This is a genomic window from Pseudomonas sp. PDM25 (assembly GCF_019219045.1).
GTDB lineage: Bacteria > Pseudomonadota > Gammaproteobacteria > Pseudomonadales > Pseudomonadaceae > Aquipseudomonas.
On record NZ_JAHUWL010000009.1, the window covers coordinates 125,555 to 142,515 of the forward strand.

At 58.7% G+C, this 16,961-nt stretch carries 18 protein-coding genes and 1 pseudogene; 15 read left to right on the forward strand and 4 right to left on the reverse strand.

Annotation, left to right across the window (positions count from 1 at the left end; all coding sequences use genetic code 11):
- Positions 1-116: 116 nt before the first annotated feature.
- From KW848_RS18590 to KW848_RS18620, 7 genes are all read left to right on the forward strand, one after another.
- Entirely contained in the window at positions 117-1,121 is a 1,005-nt protein-coding gene (locus KW848_RS18590) for a substrate-binding domain-containing protein (protein WP_218537680.1), read from the forward strand.
- A gap of 64 nt (positions 1,122-1,185) precedes the next feature.
- Positions 1,186-2,730 carry an L-arabinose ABC transporter ATP-binding protein AraG gene (gene araG, locus KW848_RS18595; RefSeq protein ID WP_192410990.1) on the forward strand — a complete coding sequence of 515 codons (1,545 nt, stop codon included), beginning with the start codon at positions 1,186-1,188 and terminating at the stop codon, positions 2,728-2,730.
- Positions 2,731-2,739: 9 nt separating this feature from the next.
- Complete coding sequence (araH, locus tag KW848_RS18600) at positions 2,740-3,708, forward strand: L-arabinose ABC transporter permease AraH (protein ID WP_111451791.1); 969 nt, start codon at positions 2,740-2,742, stop codon at positions 3,706-3,708.
- A 265-nt stretch (positions 3,709-3,973) separates the two neighbouring features.
- Positions 3,974-4,687 carry a GntR family transcriptional regulator gene (locus KW848_RS18605; protein WP_008152295.1) on the forward strand — a complete coding sequence of 238 codons (714 nt, stop codon included), beginning with the start codon at positions 3,974-3,976 and terminating at the stop codon, positions 4,685-4,687.
- Positions 4,684-5,682: an ADP-ribosylglycohydrolase family protein gene (locus tag KW848_RS18610; RefSeq protein WP_218537681.1), complete on the forward strand. Its 999-nt coding sequence runs from the start codon at positions 4,684-4,686 to the stop codon at positions 5,680-5,682. The genes KW848_RS18605 and KW848_RS18610 overlap by 4 nt, the downstream gene beginning before the upstream one ends.
- A 231-nt stretch (positions 5,683-5,913) precedes the next feature.
- Positions 5,914-7,380 (forward strand): cytosine permease, encoded by a 1,467-nt coding sequence (locus KW848_RS18615; RefSeq protein ID WP_218537682.1) that lies wholly within the window; start codon positions 5,914-5,916, stop codon positions 7,378-7,380.
- A complete protein-coding gene (locus tag KW848_RS18620; RefSeq protein ID WP_218537683.1) occupies positions 7,373-8,302 on the forward strand; it encodes a PfkB family carbohydrate kinase in 930 nt (309 codons plus the stop codon). The genes KW848_RS18615 and KW848_RS18620 overlap by 8 nt, the downstream gene beginning before the upstream one ends.
- Positions 8,303-8,418: 116 nt before the next feature.
- Here the strand turns inward: KW848_RS18620 and KW848_RS18625 are convergent, their stop codons facing one another.
- The 3 genes and pseudogenes from KW848_RS18625 to KW848_RS31860 form a co-directional block, all read right to left on the reverse strand.
- The gene (locus tag KW848_RS18625) at positions 8,419-8,799 is read right to left on the reverse strand and encodes a Rho termination factor N-terminal domain-containing protein (protein ID WP_218537684.1); all 381 of its coding nucleotides are present in this window, start codon (positions 8,797-8,799) and stop codon (positions 8,419-8,421) included.
- 73 nt (positions 8,800-8,872) lie between these two features.
- Positions 8,873-9,127, reverse strand: coding sequence for a hypothetical protein (locus KW848_RS18630; RefSeq protein WP_111451795.1), 255 nt, complete (start codon positions 9,125-9,127; stop codon positions 8,873-8,875).
- A 133-nt stretch (positions 9,128-9,260) separates the two neighbouring features.
- Positions 9,261-9,404: pseudogene (locus tag KW848_RS31860) on the reverse strand (phosphohydrolase); the annotation flags it as partial.
- 98 nt (positions 9,405-9,502) lie between these two features.
- Here KW848_RS31860 and KW848_RS18635 point away from each other — a divergent pair.
- From KW848_RS18635 to KW848_RS18650, 4 genes are all read left to right on the forward strand, one after another.
- Complete coding sequence (locus tag KW848_RS18635; protein ID WP_111451798.1) at positions 9,503-9,985, forward strand: GNAT family N-acetyltransferase; 483 nt, start codon at positions 9,503-9,505, stop codon at positions 9,983-9,985.
- 220 nt (positions 9,986-10,205) lie between these two features.
- Positions 10,206-10,700, forward strand: coding sequence for a PAAR domain-containing protein (locus KW848_RS18640; RefSeq protein WP_192410986.1), 495 nt, complete (start codon positions 10,206-10,208; stop codon positions 10,698-10,700).
- A 5-nt stretch (positions 10,701-10,705) separates the two neighbouring features.
- Positions 10,706-11,440 (forward strand): alpha/beta hydrolase, encoded by a 735-nt coding sequence (locus tag KW848_RS18645; protein WP_218537685.1) that lies wholly within the window; start codon positions 10,706-10,708, stop codon positions 11,438-11,440.
- Positions 11,441-11,446: 6 nt separating this feature from the next.
- Positions 11,447-11,944 carry a hypothetical protein gene (locus KW848_RS18650; protein WP_218537686.1) on the forward strand — a complete coding sequence of 166 codons (498 nt, stop codon included), beginning with the start codon at positions 11,447-11,449 and terminating at the stop codon, positions 11,942-11,944.
- Positions 11,945-11,988: 44 nt separating this feature from the next.
- Here the strand turns inward: KW848_RS18650 and KW848_RS18655 are convergent, their stop codons facing one another.
- Positions 11,989-12,384: a hypothetical protein gene (locus KW848_RS18655; RefSeq protein ID WP_256365199.1), complete on the reverse strand. Its 396-nt coding sequence runs from the start codon at positions 12,382-12,384 to the stop codon at positions 11,989-11,991.
- A gap of 228 nt (positions 12,385-12,612) precedes the next feature.
- Between KW848_RS18655 and KW848_RS18660 the strand changes: the two genes are divergently transcribed.
- The 4 genes from KW848_RS18660 to KW848_RS18675 all read left to right on the forward strand — a co-directional run bounded on the left by KW848_RS18660 (position 12,613) and on the right by KW848_RS18675 (position 16,925).
- Positions 12,613-13,605: a 2-dehydro-3-deoxygalactonokinase gene (locus KW848_RS18660; protein ID WP_218537688.1), complete on the forward strand. Its 993-nt coding sequence runs from the start codon at positions 12,613-12,615 to the stop codon at positions 13,603-13,605.
- 19 nt (positions 13,606-13,624) lie between these two features.
- Entirely contained in the window at positions 13,625-14,245 is a 621-nt protein-coding gene (locus KW848_RS18665) for a 2-dehydro-3-deoxy-6-phosphogalactonate aldolase (protein WP_218537689.1), read from the forward strand.
- Between the two features lie 46 nt (positions 14,246-14,291).
- Positions 14,292-15,440, forward strand: coding sequence for a galactonate dehydratase (dgoD, locus tag KW848_RS18670; RefSeq protein WP_192410981.1), 1,149 nt, complete (start codon positions 14,292-14,294; stop codon positions 15,438-15,440).
- 174 nt (positions 15,441-15,614) lie between these two features.
- Entirely contained in the window at positions 15,615-16,925 is a 1,311-nt protein-coding gene (locus KW848_RS18675; protein ID WP_056745425.1) for an MFS transporter, read from the forward strand.
- Positions 16,926-16,961 lie beyond the last annotated feature (36 nt).

Sequence of the window (16,961 nt, forward strand, 5' to 3'; positions counted from 1 at the left end):
CGGGTTTCAGGCGCGGAACTACGTCTGAAATCCAATCATCATACGATATGACTATTGGCTGCACAGTTTGATTGGCTTTCAAATAACGCTCAAAAAAAATAACAAGGAGTCAGCTTATGAATCGTCGTCGTGGGATCCGTTCCCTGTGCTGTGCCGCTTTGGCGGTCACCGCGGTCAGCCTGAGCAGTTCGTTGCTGGCGGCCGAGGAAGTGAAGATCGGTTTTCTGGTCAAACAGGCGGAAGAGCCCTGGTTCCAGACCGAATGGGCATTCGCTGAAAAGGCCGGGAAAGAGAAGGGCTTCACCGTCATCAAGATCGCCGTGCCCGACGGCGAGAAAACCCTCTCGGCCATCGACAGCCTCGCCGCCAACGGTGCCAAGGGCTTTGTGATCTGCCCGCCAGACGTATCCCTCGGCCCTGCAATCATGGCCAAGGCCAAGCTCAACGGATTGAAAGTCATCGCCGTCGATGACCGCTTCGTCGATGCCGGCGGCAAGTTCATGGAAGACGTTCCGTACCTCGGCATGGCCGCGTTCGAAGTCGGCCAGAAACAGGGCAGCGCCATGGCCTCCGAAGCGAAGAAACGTGGCTGGGACTGGAAAGACACCTACGCGGTGATCAACACCTTCAACGAACTCGACACCGGCAAGAAACGCACCGACGGTTCGGTCAAAGCGCTGGAAGACGCCGGCATGCCGAAAGACCACATCCTGTTCTCGGCGCTGAAAACCCTCGACGTACCCGGCAGCATGGACGCCACCAATTCGGCGCTGGTGAAACTGCCGGGCGCGGCGAAAAACCTGATCATCGGCGGCATGAATGACAACACCGTGCTGGGCGGCGTGCGCGCCACCGAGAGCGCCGGCTTTGCTGCGGCCAATGTGATCGGCATCGGCATCAACGGCACCGACGCCATCGGCGAATTGAAGAAGGCCAACAGCGGCTTCTTCGGCTCGATGCTGCCGAGCCCGCACATCGAGGGCTACAACACCGCCAGCATGATGCACGACTGGGTCACCACCGGCAAAGAACCGCCGAAGTACACCGCGATGGATGACGTAACGCTGATCACTCGCGAGAACTTCAAGCAGGAACTGGAAAAGATCGGCCTTTGGAATTGAGGCGCGGTTGATTTCATCGGTGGCCCTGGCGACGGGGCTGCCTGATCTGTGTGATGAGGTGGTTATGCACGCGCAAACAAAAATACAACAACACAATGCCGGCGGCAGCTTGCGCTTCAACGGGATCGGCAAGACCTTTCCCGGGGTGAAGGCGCTGGATGGCATCAGCTTCGTCGCCCACCCGGGCCAGGTTCACGCCTTGATGGGCGAGAACGGCGCCGGCAAATCGACCCTGCTGAAAATCCTCGGCGGGGCTTATACCCCAAGCAGCGGCGACCTGCAGATCGGCGAGCAGGTGATGGCTTTCAAGTCCACCGCCGACAGCATCGGCAGTGGCGTCGCCGTGATCCATCAAGAGCTGCACCTGGTCCCGGAAATGACCGTGGCAGAGAACCTGTTCCTGGGGCATCTGCCGGCCAGTTTCGGCCTGATCAATCGCGGCGCGTTGCGGCAACAGGCACTGGCTTGCCTCAAGGGCCTGGCCGATGAAATCGATCCGCAAGAGAAAGTAGGGCGCCTGTCCCTCGGGCAGCGGCAACTGGTGGAAATCGCCAAGGCTTTGTCCCGTGGGGCGCATGTGATCGCGTTTGACGAACCGACCAGCAGCCTGTCGGCGCGGGAGATTGATCGTTTGATGGCGATCATCGGTCGCCTGCGCGACGAAGGCAAAGTGGTGCTTTACGTCTCCCATCGCATGGAAGAAGTGTTCCGCATCTGCAACGCGGTGACGGTGTTCAAGGACGGTCGCTTTGTGCGCACGTTCGAGGATATGAGCGAACTGACTCACGATCAGTTGGTGACCTGCATGGTCGGTCGCGACATTCAGGACATCTACGATTACCGCCACCGTCAGCGTGGCGCGGTGGCGCTCAAGGTCGACGGTTTGCTGGGGCCGGGTTTGCGTGAGCCGGTGAGTTTCGAGGTGCACAAAGGCGAGATTCTCGGGCTGTTCGGTTTGGTCGGTGCCGGTCGAACCGAGCTGTTCCGCATGCTCAGCGGGCTTGAGCGCAACACCGCCGGACGCCTGGAATTGCGCGGCCATGAACTGAAGTTGCGTTCACCCCGCGATGCGATTGCCGCCGGGATTCTGCTGTGTCCCGAGGACCGCAAGAAAGAGGGGATCCTGCCGCTCGCCAGCGTCGCCGAAAACATCAACATCAGCGCTCGCGGCGCTCATTCCACCTTCGGCTGCCTGTTGCGTGGCCTGTGGGAGAAAGACAACGCCGACAAGCAGATCAAGGCGCTGAAAGTGAAGACCCCCAACGCGGCGCAGAAAATCATGTACCTGTCCGGCGGCAATCAACAGAAGGCCATTCTCGGCCGCTGGCTGTCGATGCCGATGAAAGTGCTGCTGCTCGACGAACCGACTCGCGGCATCGACATCGGCGCCAAAGCCGAGATCTACCAGATCATCCACAACCTGGCCGCCAGCGGCATCGCGGTGATCGTGGTCTCCAGCGACCTGATGGAAGTGATGGGTATTTCCGACCGCATCCTGGTGCTCTGCGAAGGCGCGATGCGCGGCGAGCTGTCTCGCGCAGAGGCCAATGAATCCAACCTGCTGCAACTGGCTTTGCCGCGCCAACGCGCCGACGGCGTGGCGAACTGAGAGGTGACTATGACAATCCAAAACAACGCTTTACCCACCCAGCGCAAACCTCTGGACCTGCGGCGCTTTCTCGATGACTGGGTGATGCTGCTGGCGGCTGTCGGGATCTTCGTGCTCTGCACCTTGCTGATCGACAACTTCCTCTCGCCGCTGAACATGCGCGGCCTGGGTCTGGCGATTTCGACGACGGGGATTGCCGCGTGCACCATGTTGTATTGCCTGGCGTCCGGGCACTTCGATTTGTCGGTGGGGTCGGTGATTGCCTGCGCCGGCGTGGTCGCCGCGGTGGTGATGCGCGACACCGACAGCGTGTTTCTCGGTGTGGTAGCGGCGCTGTTCATGGGGCTGATCGTCGGGTTGATCAACGGCATCGTGATCGCCAAGCTGCGGGTCAATGCGTTGATCACCACGCTGGCGACCATGCAGATCGTTCGCGGCCTGGCTTACATCTTCGCCAACGGCAAAGCGGTGGGCGTGTCGCAAGAGCAGTTCTTTGTCTTCGGTAACGGCCAGTTGTTGGGTGTGCCGGTGCCGATCCTGATCACCATCGTGTGCTTCCTGTTTTTCGGCTGGCTGCTGAACTACACCACCTACGGGCGCAACACCATGGCCATCGGCGGTAACCAGGAAGCGGCGTTGCTGGCCGGGGTGAACGTTGACCGGACCAAGATCATTATCTTTGCCGTGCACGGGGTGATCGGGGCGTTGGCCGGGGTGATTCTGGCGTCGCGCATGACATCCGGACAGCCGATGATTGGCCAGGGGTTTGAGCTGACGGTGATTTCTGCCTGTGTGTTGGGCGGGGTGTCGTTGAGCGGCGGGATCGGCATGATTCGGCATGTGATTGCCGGGGTGCTGATTTTGGCGATTATCGAGAATGCGATGAACCTGAAGAATATCGATACGTTTTATCAGTATGTGATTCGGGGTTCGATTTTGCTGTTAGCTGTCGTGATCGACCGCCTCAAACAACGCTAAAACCTGCGTGCGTGCGTGCGAGCCTGCTCGCGAAAGCGGTTTGTCTGACACAAATATGTTGGATGTGCCGACGCCATCGCGAGCAGGCTCGCTCCCACATTGGTCTGTGTTTAAACACAATTTTTTGTGTTTGGCGCAAATCCCCTGTGGGAGCCAGCCTGCTGGCGATTGACCGCGCAGCGGTCACTTTTCAAGGTTCATCCTCCCGTCACCTCCCCTAAATATCCCTTGCCCGCCCAACCCCGTTTCGGGTATTTCTTTGTACATGATTAGACAGGTACGATTTGACAAGAAACAACGGGTGGTCGACGAACTCATCCGGCGCATCGAAAGCGGCCTCATGGAGGACGGCTTTCTGTTGCCGGGCGAGCATCAATTGGCTCAAGAATTCAAAGTCAGCCGCGGCACGCTGCGCGAAGCCCTGGCTGAGTTGAAACGGCGCAACTACATCGCGACGCAAAGCGGGGTGGGTTCCATTGTCACCTTCGACGGCGTGGTGCTCGATCAACGCAGCGGCTGGGCCCAGGCCCTGGCCGACAGCGGGGCGCTGATCAATACCGAAGTGCTGCGGCTGGAGGCGGTCACCCGTCCTGACCTGTTGCCGCGTTTCGGCACCGACCAATTCATCACCCTCGACCGTCGCCGCCGTTCCAACGAAGGCAAACTGGTCTCCCTTGAACGCTCATTGATGCCCGCCACCGGAGGCCTGGAAAGCCTGCCGCGGGTCGGCCTTATCGACAACTCCCTGACCATCACCCTGGCCGCCTACGGCTATATCGGCGAGCGCGGCGATCAATGGATCGGCGCCGAACCCTTGAACGCCGAAGACGCCGAACTGCTCGGTCGTCCGGAGGGCACGGTCTTCCTCAAGGCCTTGCGCACCACTTACGACCGGCAAAACCGCTTCATGGAACAGGTCGAAAGCTTGCTCGATCCGGTGCATTTTCGCCTGCACTTGCAGTTTGGAGAGTCAAAGTGACCGCGCTCAATCGTGCATTGGGCGCGTTCTACGGACTGGCCCTGGGCGATGCCCTGGGCATGCCGACCCAATCCCTGAGCCGCGCCGAGATCAAGGCGCGCTTCGGCGAAATCACTGGCCTGGAAGACGCAGGCCCCGATCAACCGATCGCCGCCAACATGCTCAAAGGCTCGATCACCGATGACACCGAACAGGCGATTCTGGTCGGCCAATTGCTGGTTGAAGGAGAGGGCCGGATCGAACCGTCGCTGCTCGCCCAACGGCTGATCGAATGGGAAGCCGCGATGCAAGCCAAGGGCTCGCAAGATTTGCTCGGCCCTTCGACCAAACGTGCCATCGAAATGATCCTCGCCGGCCACTCGCCGGAAGAAGCGGGACGCTACGGCACCACCAATGGCGCGGCGATGCGCATCACTCCGGTAGGGATCGCGGCGGATGTCGCTGATCCTGAGCGACTCATCAACGCTGTCGTGCAGGCTTGCCAGGTCACCCACAACACCACGCTGGGCATTTCCAGCGCGGCGGCGGTGGCGGCGGTGGTCTCGGCCGGTATCAACGGCATGGACCTGGGTGAAGCATTGAACCTCGGCCAGCAAATCGCTCTGCAAGCTGAAGGCCGCGGTAACTGGGTGGCCGGCGGACGCATTGCCTCGCGCATCAGTTGGGCGCGGAGCATCAGCGTCGACAGTGACAACGCATTGCTGGCGGATTTGATGTACGACGTGATCGGCACTTCGGTGGCTTCACAGGAATCGGTGGTGGTCTCGTTTGCCTTGGCCCAGCAAGTGGCCATTGGTGAAATGAACGCGTTCGAAGCGCTGTGCATGGCCGCGAGCCTTGGCGGCGACACGGACACCATCGCGGCGATTCTCGGGGCCATGCTCGGGGCCTGCCTGGGCCTTGAGAGTTGGCCGGCGGCGATGATCGACAAGGTCAAAACCGTTAACGATCTGGAGCTTGAACCGTTGGTGCAGGGGCTGTTGGCTCTGCGTTGACCGGGCTGACGCCTTCGCGAGCAAGCCCGCTCCCACACTTGATCTGTGCCATGCCCAAGATTTGTGTGCACAGGAGATCCATGTGGGAGCGGGCTTGCTCGCGAAGGGCGCGCCGCCTACCTGAATTTTTCACCCGCAACGGAAAGCACAAACACGGCCAGGACCGCCGAAATGTTATGTCGTCTTCCGCAATTGCCCACAACCACAACAAAGGCAACAGGAGCATTTCACATGAGTTCATCAAACGTCGGGCAAAGCGCCGGGCAACTGGAAACCCGAGGCATCGAGCCCGTGCCGGAAGCAGAGTGCAACGGTCATCCGCTGCAGCTGTTCTGGGTCTGGTTTGCTGCCAACATCTCCATCCTCGGCCTGCCGCTGGGCGCGACTCTTGTTGCCTTTCGCGGCTTGGCGATCTGGCAGGCGATCATCGTCGCGATTCTCGGGGCTGCCGGTTCCTTCGCCGTGGTCGGGATCATCTCCATTGCCGGTCGCCGTGGTCGCGCACCGAGCCTGACGTTGTCGCGAGCGATCTTCGGTGTACGCGGCAACATCGGCCCGACCCTGGTCTCGCTGATGTCGCGTCTGGGCTGGGAAACCGTCAACACCACCACCGCCGCGTTCGTGTTGCTGTCGCTGTGCTCGATCCTGTTCGGCTCGCCGGTGGAAGCCAAAAGCGCACCCGTGCTGACGCTGATCTTCATTGCGATTTTCGTTCTGCTGACCCTGTCGGTGTCGGGTCTCGGTCACGCCACCTTGCTGGTGATCCAGAAGTGGGCAACCTACGTGTTCGGTGCGCTGAACATTCTGGTCGGCGGTTTCCTCTGCGCCACCATCGACTGGAGCGCGGTGTTCAACGCCACACCGGCCCCGCTGAGCGCAATGATCATCGGCGTCGGCACCATGGCTGCGGGCACCGGGATTGGTTGGGCCAACGCCGGTGCCGACATGTCGCGCTACCAGCACCGCAGCGTCAAAGCCGCACGCCTGGTGGCGTCGGCGGCGTTCGGTGCCGGGATTCCACTGGTGCTGCTGATCACCCTCGGCGGCTTGCTGTCTGTGGGCAACAACGACCTGGCCTCGGCCACCGACCCGATCATCGCGATCCGCGACATGCTGCCGACCTGGATGGCCGTGCCGTACCTGATCACCGCGTTCGGCGGGTTGCTGCTGTCGAACAACCTGTCGGTGTACTCCGCCGGTTTGACCACGCTGACCCTCGGCTTGAAGGTCAAACGCGTCTACGCGGTGGTGGTGGACATCGTCGCGATCTTCGCCGGTTCGATCTATTTCATGCTGATCGCCGACAGTTTCTACGGCCCGTTCATCACTTTCATTTCGCTGCTGGCGGTGCCGATTACCGCGTGGGTCGGGATCTTCGTCGTCGACCTGATCCATCGTCATTACTACAGCCCCAAAGACCTGCTGGACGTCAGCCCGAGCAGCGCTTACTGGTACAGCGGCGGTGTCGAGTGGCGCGCCTTCGGTGCGTGGGCATTGGCGATCACGCTGGGCTTCAGCTTCACCACCATCGGCACGACCGAACAAACCGTGTGGTTCCGCGGCTTCCTGTCCGACTCTTGGCTGGGCCATAACGGCCTCGGCTGGATCGTGACGTTCCTGGTGGCGGGCGGGATTTACTTTGTACTCGGTGGCGCCAAGGATCGCCGCGCCGCGTTGACCGAGAATGCTCATGCCTAGATTGCTACACACCGGCCAGGTCATGATCGACCTGGTCATGGCCGTGGATAAACTGCCGCATTCGGGCGGCGACGTGCTGGCGCAATCCGCCAGTTTCGAGGCGGGCGGCGGCTTCAATGTGATGGCTGCCGCCCAGCGCAATGGTTTGCCGGTGGTTTACCTCGGGCGCCACGGCACCGGGCGTTTCGGTGATCTTGCCCGTGAAGCGATGAAAGCTGAAGGCATTCGGATCGGCATCACTCACCGCGCCGAACGGGATACGGGATTGTGCGTCGCGTTGACCGAGGCGTCGGCCGAGCGCAGTTTCATTTCCTATATCGGTGCCGAAGGTGAGCTGACGGCCGAGGATTTGGCCAGCGTGCCGGCCGAGGCGGGTGACTATGTCTACGTCAGCGGCTACAGCCTGCTGCATGGCGGCAAAGCCCAGGCGCTGGTGGATTGGGTGCTGGATTTGCCGCGAGGAATCAACGTGGTGTTCGATCCGGGCCCGCTGGTGGATTCGCCGGATGAGCCGTTGATGCAAGCCTTGCTGGCGCGCATCGATTTGTGGACCAGCAACAGCGTCGAGGCGCTGAAGTTTACCGGTGCGTTGGACATTGCCGAGGCGTTGGATCGGCTGGCCGATCATCTGCCGGCCAACGTGTTGATAGTGGTGCGTGACGGCCCGCGGGGGTGCTGGATCAGTCAGCGTGGAGACTGCCGGCATGTGCCGGGTTTCAAGGTTGAGGCGGTGGACAGCAATGGCGCGGGTGATGCGCATGCTGGGGTATTTGTGGCCGGGTTGGCGCAAGGATTGTCGGCGAGCGAGGCGGCGCGGCGGGCGAATGCGGCGGCTGCGTTGGCGGTGACTCGCTGGGGGCCGGCGACTTCGCCGGGGACAGCGGAGGTGGATGATTTGATCCGCAAGACCTGCGGCGCCTGATCTATCGCCTTCGCGAGCAAGCCCGCTCCCACAGGGGATTTGTGAACGACACAAATCCCCTGTGGGAGCGAGCCTGCTCGCGATGGGGCCACCAAATTCAACAAAAAATACTGGCCTTACCCAGCCTTGCGCAACGCCTCGATCAACTCCTGCTTGCGCATGCTCGACCGTCCCGGAATCTTCTTCGCCCGGGCTTCTTTCATCAAACTGTCGACGGTCTGGGTTTCGCGCGAAGCCTTGCTGTTACGCGAATGACCTTCACGGCTGGCCACCGCACGACGAGCTGATTCCTGGCGATCTTCGGCCTTGGCACTCGCCGGTTTCTTGCGTCCAGACCCACCTTTGCGCTCACCGCCACCCGACTGCTTGTTGACGGTCGCCCAAGCCCGGGCTTCAGCTTCTTCTTTCGAGACACCCTTGTGCTCGTAGCTCTCTTCGATGTGTTCGGCCTTGCGTTTCTGCTCGGCGGTGTACTTGTCTTTGCTTCCACGAGGCATGGGATTTCTCCTTCTGCTTGTAGAGTCTCTCAAACGGTCACAGTCGCGCACGACTGCGACCTGATTCGTCTTGTCAAACGTCCAGCTTGCGCGCCGCCTCAACCCCTGCGGCACTGAGTTTGATCGGCAAGTTCAACGAGTGCTCACCGGCCTCGTTGCAGGTCACATGACCCTGTTGGATCAGTCCACGATCCTGCAGCGTGGCGAGGGTGCTGGCCACGACTCTCTCCCCCCGGTAATTGTCCAGGACCTCTTTGCCCAAACCGCTTGGATGGGCATGCAGCAGACGGGTCAGGACTTCTTTCTCAAGGTTGTTATCGACGTTCATGGTTACCTCTTCATGGATGTGGATAGGTCCATTTAATTAGACTCCTTATCTGATATTGGTCCGCCCGCGATTTGGATTGGTGCCTGATGAACGACGAACGGTCCCGGCCGGCTGCAACGCTTTGTTAACGGCGCGCTGCCTTCTCGGCAGCCAGCCGGGACGCCTGAGAGCGCAGCGGCGAATTCTTCACTACCGCCAAGCAATCATGCAAAAGCACGGCCGCGAGCAGCACCTCAAGTTCGCAATCTTCTGACGGCTCCAGCGCGTGGGGCAGCATTTGCGTAACGAGCCTTGGATCAGCGTTGAATTTCCAGTGTGACGAGCGCTGCTTGCGGACTTAGTATGGCGTTTTCAACTTTTGACGAAGGCACGTCCATGACGATCGAGATCCGCCCGGCGACCCCGAGCGATGCACCGCAAATCCTCGGGTTCATCACCGAACTGGCCGACTACGAACGTGCCCGCCACGAAGTCATCGCCAGCGTCGCCGACATCGAGCGCAGCCTGTTCAGCGAAGGCGCCACCGCCCACGGTCTGATCTGTTTGCGCGACGGCTTGCCGATCGGTTTCGCGGTGTTTTTCTTCAGTTATTCCACCTGGCTCGGCAGCAACTGCCTGTACCTCGAAGACCTCTACATCACCCCTGATCAGCGCGGCGGCGGCGCCGGTAAAACCTTGCTGCGCCACCTGGCGAAAATCGCCTGCGCCAATGATTGCGGTCGATTTGAGTGGAGCGTGCTGGACTGGAATAAACCGGCGATTGAGTTCTACAAGTCGTTGGGTGCGCAGCCGCAGGAAGAGTGGGTTCGATATCGGATGGATGGGGCGGTGTTGCGGGAGTTTGCCGAGGGGCGGTGATCGTTTACCCGCTCTGACTCTGAATAAGTTGTCGGCACCGCACTAGTCCGGCATTCTGTGCGCACTTTTGCATATTCACGGATGATACCTGCAATGTCTTCGGCATTAATTCATCCCCTGAATTTTGCGACGAATTCGGCTAATAGTTCGAATGTGTCGAAAGCCAATGGCGCGTCGATCTTTACCACCACCTTAAAATTCAACAGCAAGGAGCTTTGACTTGAGTGGAAAACCAGCTGCTCGTGTAACCGACTCAACCTCGTGTCCGTTGCCGGGCCATGGCACCAATCCAATAGTCTCTGGATCACCAGACGTTTTCTTCGATGGTCTTGCCGCTGCCCGCATGACGGATAAATCCGCCTGCGGTAGCCCCATTACTGGTGCAGTATCAGGCACGGTGTTCATCAACGGCCTCAATGCCGCAACCCTCGACAGCACCGGAGGTCACGGCAACGTTGTGGTGGGTGGTTCCGGGACTGTGATCATCGGTCAGAGCGGGGGAGGCGCGGCGTTCAGCAGTTTGCTACCGATGCCAGTGCATTTCACAGACAGATTGCAGGTAGTTAATGAGGCGACCGGCAAGCCGATTCCTTATCACCCCTACACCATTCAGCGTGGTGACGGCAGCGAGGAACATGGCATTACTGATGCGGTTGGCTTCACCCATACCGTCAGTTCCCATTTGGCTGAAACCATTAAATTGTTCGTGGAGTGATAGGGATGTCGGCTGAAGGACTGGCGGCGAAAGAAGAATCACCAAAAAAAAGGGAAGTAAAAACTCACACATTAACGTGTAAGACTGATCAGTCTGTTAAGCAGGTTCCCGTAGCTTTGCGGGACTTGGTTGTGTTTTTTATTGGTGGTGCGGGTGATCAGGAAAGTTATTATGGTACAGGCCCAAATAATAATATTGATTATGTTCGCCGGATCACGGTAGACGACGCAAAGCAATTGGAGGTTTTAAAGCGCTGCCCATCCTGGGCGCTCAGTTATAATGCGTTTATAAGTGATGAAGATCTTGAAAAGAATGTGTTGAGTCGGATACCTAATTGCTCTACCGCTATTTATATTGTTGGTCATAGTCTGGGTGGTTGGAATGGTGCCCATCTCTCTAGTGTACTGGCAGACAGAGGGTTCAAAGTAAGAATGTTAATAACACTTGACCCAGTCGGTGAAGGGAAAATCGTCTACGGAATTTCAAGTATTTATAGGCGGGAGCCAAAACCCAAAGCCGACTACTGGGTGAATATTCGGGCTGCTGCGGTCGACTGGAATGTGTCGGATCTGGTCGCAGATTTCGGTGAACAGTGGGAAGTGACACAAGGGCCTGACGTAATGGGGCGGGTGGATATCAACCACGCCGATGCAAACAGGATGTTCGTGCAACCGTTACCGGGCGGTAAGGCAGCTCGGCAAATATTTAATGAGTCGATTTTGAGTTATTTCAGGGAGTGAATCTGGATGCACAAGGTTTTTCTGTTTTTTTTAATAATGATGAGTGCATCCTGTTCTTTAAATCATGGGAAGCCTGTAGCAACACTTGAATATTCCAGTGTCGCGGAACTTCGTAGTACTGGCCTTTACCAGGTTTATTTTACTTCAGATGTGGATGTGCTCCAGTTGTTTAAGTCTAAAATTGGCGAGGGCCTTGTCTGTGCATTAGAAGACGATTTGGATTTTGCTGAGTCGCATCATATAAAAAGATCTGGTTTTGGTTTGGTAGAATCTGTGCCAGGAGAATTATCTTTGCGATATCGGGCAAATGTCATTTTTAGTGAGTCGGCAAACGGGAAAGGAGGGGAGAACTATCTGGAGGGTGAAACCTTGGCTCCGCTTTTGAGGAAACGTGATTTTATCTCATGTGTGTTTAGAGTTCACACCACTACGTACAAAACGTACTTCTCAAAGGTCATGCGCATACCAACCAAGGAGCTTTTGAAGGCGGTTGTTAAACAGTAAAAGCGCGCATCTCTGACTCGAACATACGCAGGAAACGTACTCGTTCAATTACTGAATTCCCACTTACCGCTAACCAAACCATCGAGTGTTTGCCGCACAGTGATCTTGAAAGCCCCGGCGCTTCCTTCATCGAAGGCCGCTCTCCACGCCGCGTACCCCTGATTGAAATCCGGAATCTCTGCAGTTTCGCCAATGCGATGGGTGATGCTGCGTTCCAGGGCTTTTGCCTGGAAGGGCAGGTGAGGCATGTCGTTGAACTCATTGCCTGTCACTGGATTGATCATCCGAAAGCCATCGACCCTGATGTGAACGATCTTGCCCAGTTTCGGATAATTTTCGATTTTCAGGATCGTCAGTGTCGATCCGTCCTCACCCGGTCGGTTTTTGTAAGCCCAGATATCGCTCACCTTCAAGTCTTTCGATGCGCTGAATGCCGCCATGGACCAGAGCACGCCGCATAACAGCAGAGCCTTTGAAGCAATCTTCATTTTTCTTCCTTGAATGGGTGTACGGCAGCAATGGCCCGGCATTTTAAAGCGTCGCCGTAGAAAAACTTGTCACACTTGTATATCCCACAATATGGGAGTGATATTTATATATTGAGATTTTGGCGCGTCCGGGTTTATAGTCCAGCTCACTCACTGCCAATAAACAAAACAGGTGAAGCGATGCTGGCGCAATTGATCGCGCTCGATTGGGGGACAACCTCATTACGTGCTTACAAACTCGCCGCGGGTGGCCAGGTACTCGAACAGCGTTCGCTGTCGTCGGGGATCATGCAGCTGCCCAGGACGCCGCGAATGATCGCGGGTCAGGAATGTGCCGACGGTTTTGAACTGGCCTTCGATGAGGCCTGCGGTGACTGGCTGGACGCGCAGCCCGATTTGCCGGTGATTGCTTGCGGCATGGTCGGCAGCGCACAAGGCTGGCGTGAAGCGGCCTACCGCGATACGCCGGCGAACGTCGCTAATCTCGGAACTTCCCTACAAACGGTTCGCAGTCTTCGCGGTGTCGATGTGCATATCGTGCCGGGCGTGATTCAGCGGTCTCGCTTGCCAAACGTGATGCGCGGCGAAGAAACCCAAGTGCTCGGTGTCCTGCAGAATCTACCGGGCGAGGCGGGCAACGATGTGTTGATCGGCCTGCCGGGCAGTCATTCGAAATGGGTGGAAGTGGCCGACGGCTGCATCGTGCATTTCGATACCTTCATGACCGGCGAAGTCTTCGCTGTGCTCAGCGAACACAGCATTTTGGGGCGCACCCAGCAAAAGGGCGCGTCCTTCGATGGCCAAGCCTTTGATCGTGGTGTGCAGGTGGCGCTGTCGGCAGATGGCGAGATCGGGCCGTTGTCGACATTGTTCAGTGCCCGCAGCCTTGGGTTGACTGGCGAGCTCAGCGCCACCGCCCAACCGGATTACTTGTCCGGTCTGTTGATCGGCCATGAACTGTCAGCGTTGGCGACTGTTCAGCGACGCCGACGCAACAGCGTTCATCTGCCTTCGATCGTCCTCATCGGTAACGCCCAACTCTGTGCCCGCTACAGCCGGGCGCTCGACGCCTGTGGATTTGCCCGGGTGACCCTCGCCGAACAAGCCACCGAACGCGGCTTGTGGCAGTTGGCGGTTGCCGCCGGACTGATCACACCCAACCCATCCCGTTAAACCTGACTGGAGGTCTGACATGCTCAAGCAAGCATTGGCGCAAAACGGTCTGATCGCGATTTTGCGTGGCCTGCGCCCGCAAGAAGCGGCAGCCATCGGCGAAGTGCTTTACGCCGCCGGATTTCGCGTCATCGAAGTGCCGCTTAATTCCCCTGAGCCGTACGAAAGTATCCGCATCCTGCGCAGTACCTTGCCCGCCGATTGCCTGATCGGTGCCGGCACGGTGTTGACGCCGGAGCAGGTCGAGCAAGTGAAAGCGGCGGGCGGTCAGGTGATCGTCATGCCGCACAGCGATGCCAAGGTGTTGCGTGCTGCGAAAGCGGCGGGGTTGTTCTTGTCGCCGGGTGTGGCGACGCCGACTGAAGCCTTTGCGGCATTGGCCGAAGGGGCGGACGTGCTGAAGATGTTCCCGGCCGAGCAGATGGGCCCGGCAGTCGTCAAAGCCTGGCTCGCGGTGCTGCCAGCGGGAACGATTCTGGCGCCGGTCGGCGGGATCACGCCGGACAACATGCAGGTGTTTATCGACGCGGGCGTCAAAGGCTTCGGCCTCGGTTCCGGATTGTTCAAACCGGGCATGACGGCTGACGAAGTAGCGGTACGCGCGAAGGCGTATGTCGCTGCCTGGAATGCATTGCGTTAAGTATTTTTGGCGCTGCGAGCGCTGCATCTAATAAGAGAGGCAATAGATGAAAATCACCAAACTAACCACCTTCATCGTTCCGCCGCGCTGGTGCTTCCTCAAGATTGAAACCGACGAGGGCGTGACCGGTTGGGGCGAGCCCGTAGTCGAAGGCCGCGCTCACACTGTCGCCGCTGCCGTTGAAGAATTGTCCGACTACCTGATCGGCAAAGACCCACGCAACATCGAAGACATCTGGACCGTGCTTTACCGCGGCGGCTTCTACCGGGGCGGCGCGATCCACATGAGCGCGCTGGCCGGTATCGACCAGGCGTTGTGGGACATCAAGGGCAAAGCGCTGGGTGTGTCGGTCAGCGATCTGCTGGGCGGTCAGGTGCGGGACAAAATTCGCGTCTATTCGTGGATCGGCGGCGACCGCCCGGCGGACACCGCTCGCGCTGCAAAAGAAGCCGTCGAACGTGGTTTCACTGCAGTGAAAATGAACGGCACCGAAGAGCTGCAATTCCTCGACTCCTTCGAGAAAGTCGACCTGGCCCTGGCCAACGTCGCCGCCGTGCGTGATGCGGTGGGTCCGAACGTCGGCATTGGTGTGGACTTCCATGGCCGGGTGCACAAGCCCATGGCCAAGGTGCTGATGAAGGAACTCGATCCGTACAAATTGATGTTCATCGAAGAGCCGGTGCTCAGCGAAAACTACGAAGCGCTGAAAGAATTGGCGCCGCTGACCAGCACCCCGATTGCTCTTGGCGAGCGGCTGTTCTCGCGCTGGGATTTCAAGCGTGTGCTCAGCGAAGGTTACGTCGACATCATCCAGCCGGACGCGTCTCACGCCGGCGGCATCACCGAAACCCGCAAGATCGCCAACATGGCCGAAGCCTACGACGTGGCGCTGGCGCTGCACTGCCCGTTGGGGCCGATTGCACTGGCGGCGTGTTTGCAGCTGGATGCGGTTTGCTACAACGCGTTCATCCAGGAGCAGAGCCTGGGCATTCATTACAACGAGAGCAATGACCTGCTGGATTACGTCAAGGATCCGCGGGTGTTCGACTACGACAAAGGCTTCGTGAAAATCCCCAATGGCCCGGGCCTGGGGATCGAGATCAACGAAGAGTACGTCATCGAACGCGCGAAGGTCGGCCACCGCTGGCGCAACCCGATCTGGCGCCATGCCGATGGCAGTTTTGCCGAGTGGTGAGTGATCTCTGACCCCACACAAAACCCCTGTGGGAGCGGGCTTGCTCGCGAAAGCGGTGTGTCAGTCGACATCAATGTTAAATGGTCAACCGCCTTCGCGAGCAAGCCCGCTCCCACAAGGGTGCAGTGCAAGCCTTTACATCGACCTCAATAAACATAAGAAGAGGCACTCCTCATGCAACCGCAAACCCTCACCGGGCAGGCGTCGTTGGTGACGCCCAGTCGCAAGCGTTTTTTCATCATGGTGCTGCTGTTCATCACCGTGGTGATCAACTACCTGGACCGCAGCAACCTGTCCATCGCCGCCCCGGCACTCACCAGCGAACTGGGTATCGATCCGATCCACGTCGGGCTGATTTTCTCCGCGTTCGGCTGGACCTACGCCGCCATGCAAATCCCCGGCGGCTGGCTGGTGGATCGGGTTCCACCACGGATTCTTTACAGCGTCGCATTGCTGCTGTGGTCGATCGCCACCGTCATGCTCGGCTTTGCCGCCAGCTTCATCGCACTGTTTGTGTTGCGCATGGCAGTCGGTGCACTGGAAGCCCCGGCCTACCCGATCAACAGCCGTGTGGTCACCACCTGGTTTCCCGAGCGTGAACGCGCCACGGCCATTGGTTTCTATACCTCCGGGCAGTTCGTCGGTCTGGCGTTCCTGACGCCGGTATTGGCCTGGCTGCAGCATCAATATGGCTGGCACATGGTGTTTGTCAGCACCGGTGCGGTGGGCATTCTCTGGGCAGTGATCTGGTACGCGGTGTATCGCGAGCCACGGGATTTCAAAGGCGCCAATGACGCCGAAATCGACCTGATCCGCGAGGGTGGCGGGCTGGTGGATATCCAGGCTGAACAAGCCAAAGTCAAAGCCAAATTCAGCTGGATCGACCTCGGCATCGTTCTGACGAAGCGCAAGTTGTGGGGCATCTACCTCGGCCAGTTCTGCCTCAACTCGACGTTGTGGTTTTTTCTGACGTGGTTCCCGACCTACCTGGTGAAATATCGCGGTATGGACTTCATCAAGTCCGGCCTGTTGGCGTCGCTGCCGTTTCTCGCCGCCTTCGTCGGTGTGCTCTGTTCGGGGTTCTTTTCCGACTGGCTGATCCGCCGCGGCTACACCGTGGGTTTCGCCCGCAAGTTGCCGATCATTGGCGGCCTGCTGATTTCCACTTCGATCATCGGCGCCAACTTCGTCGAGTCGACACCGCTGGTGATTGCCTTCCTCGCGTTGGCGTTCTTCGGTAACGGGCTGGCTTCGATCACCTGGTCGCTGGTGTCAACGTTGGCCCCGGCGCGATTGCTCGGGTTGACCGGCGGGGTGTTCAACTTCATCGGCAACCTGTCGGCGATTACCACGCCGATCGTCATCGGGTTCCTGGCTACCGGTGATTCGTTCGCTCCGGCGATCACCTATATCTCGGTTTTGGCGTTGATTGGCGCACTTTCCTACATCTTGCTGGTCGGCAAAGTCGAGCGTATCAAGTTGTAGTTGCGGCATGCGGGCGACCATAATGCCGCCCGTTCA